General features: G+C 37.9%; 1 protein-coding gene. It reads left to right on the top strand.

What is annotated here, in order from left to right:
- Positions 1 to 55 precede the first annotated feature (55 nt).
- A protein-coding gene (locus HMPREF2634_RS09635) for an IS3 family transposase (RefSeq protein WP_142350290.1) occupies positions 56 to 1,407 on the top strand; the annotation gives its coding sequence in 2 pieces (ribosomal slippage) (positions 56 to 497 and positions 497 to 1,407; 1,353 coding nt in all).
- The last annotated feature ends 30 nt before the right edge of the window (positions 1,408 to 1,437 follow it).

The following is a 1,437-nucleotide window of genomic DNA, read 5'->3' as shown; positions in this document are numbered from 1 at the left end:
TGATCTGCACCCCAAAAATTAGACAGAAAAAATCTGACTTTTGGGGTATTTTATTATGAAATTGAGTTATGAAGATAAAGTGCAAATCTATGAACTAAAAAAACAAGGAATCAGCTTAAAGCAACTCTCAAATAAATTTGGAGTACGTATTTCTACACTGACATACATGTTTAGTTTGATTGCTCGTTACGGGATAGAAATAGTCAAGAAAGGAAAGAATCGTTATTATTCTCTAGAATTAAAACAAGAAATGATTGATAAAGTTCTTCTTGAAGGTCGTTCGCAAAGAAGTGTTAGTCTTGATTATGCCCTCCCAAACCAAGGAATGTTTCCAAATTGGCTGGCGCAATACAAGAAAAACGGGTATACTCTTGTTGAGAAAACAAAAGGGAGACCAGCTAAAATGGGACGTAAACGGAAGAAAACTTGGGAAGAAATGACAGAACTAGAGCGACTTCAGGAGGAGAATGAACGGTTACGTACTGAGGTGGCCTACCTAAAAAAGTTAAAAGAGTTAGAGGAAAGGGACGAAGCCTTAGAGCGAGAAAGGCAGAGACAGTTAGAGAAATGGTTTCAGGAGGATTTCGATTAGATTTACTTCTTGAAACAGCATGTTTAGCTCGCTCAACTTACTATTATCAATTGAAACAGCTGGATCAACCAGATAAGGATAAAGAGCTAAAGGATGAAATACAAGCCATTTATAATGAACATACAGGCAACTATGGCTATCGTCGAATCCATTTAGAATTAAGGAATCGCGGATTTGTGATTAATCATAAAAAGGTTCAACGTTTGATGAAAGTCCTTGGTTTAACGGCTCGAATTCGTCGCAAACGGAAGTATTCTTCCTACCAAGGAGAGATTGGCAAGAAAGCAGAGAATCTCATTCAACGCCAGTTTGAAGCATCGAGGCCAATGGAAAAGTGCTATACGGATGTGACAGAGTTTTCTATTCCGAATGGCACGCAGAAACTCTATTTATCACCTGTTTTAGATGGTTTCAACAGTGAAATCATCGCTTATAATCTTTCTACTTCACCGAACTTGGAACAAGTGAAGAGCATGTTAAAACAGGCCTTCACAGAGAAACACTATGAGAATACGATTCTCCATAGCGACCAGGGTTGGCAATACCAACACGATTCTTATCATCGTTTCCTAGAGAGTAAGGGAATTCAAGCATCTATGTCGCGCAAGGGTAATAGCCCAGACAATGGTATGATGGAATCTTTCTTTGGCATTTTGAAATCCGAAATGTTTTATGGCTATGAGAATCACTTTAGGTCTTTAGAAGACCTTGAACAAGCTATTGTGAACTACATTGATTATTACAACAACAAACGAATTAAGGTCAAACTAAAAGGACTTAGCCCTGTGCAATACAGAACTAAATCCTTTCAATAATTATTTGTCCAACTTTTGGGGGTCAGTACA

It is taken from the genome of Streptococcus sp. HMSC034B03, assembly GCF_001838575.1.
Classification (GTDB): Bacteria; Bacillota; Bacilli; order Lactobacillales; family Streptococcaceae; genus Streptococcus; species Streptococcus anginosus.
Note: the sequence above shows the minus strand (reverse complement) of the source record. Positions and strands in the feature narration are given on the sequence as shown.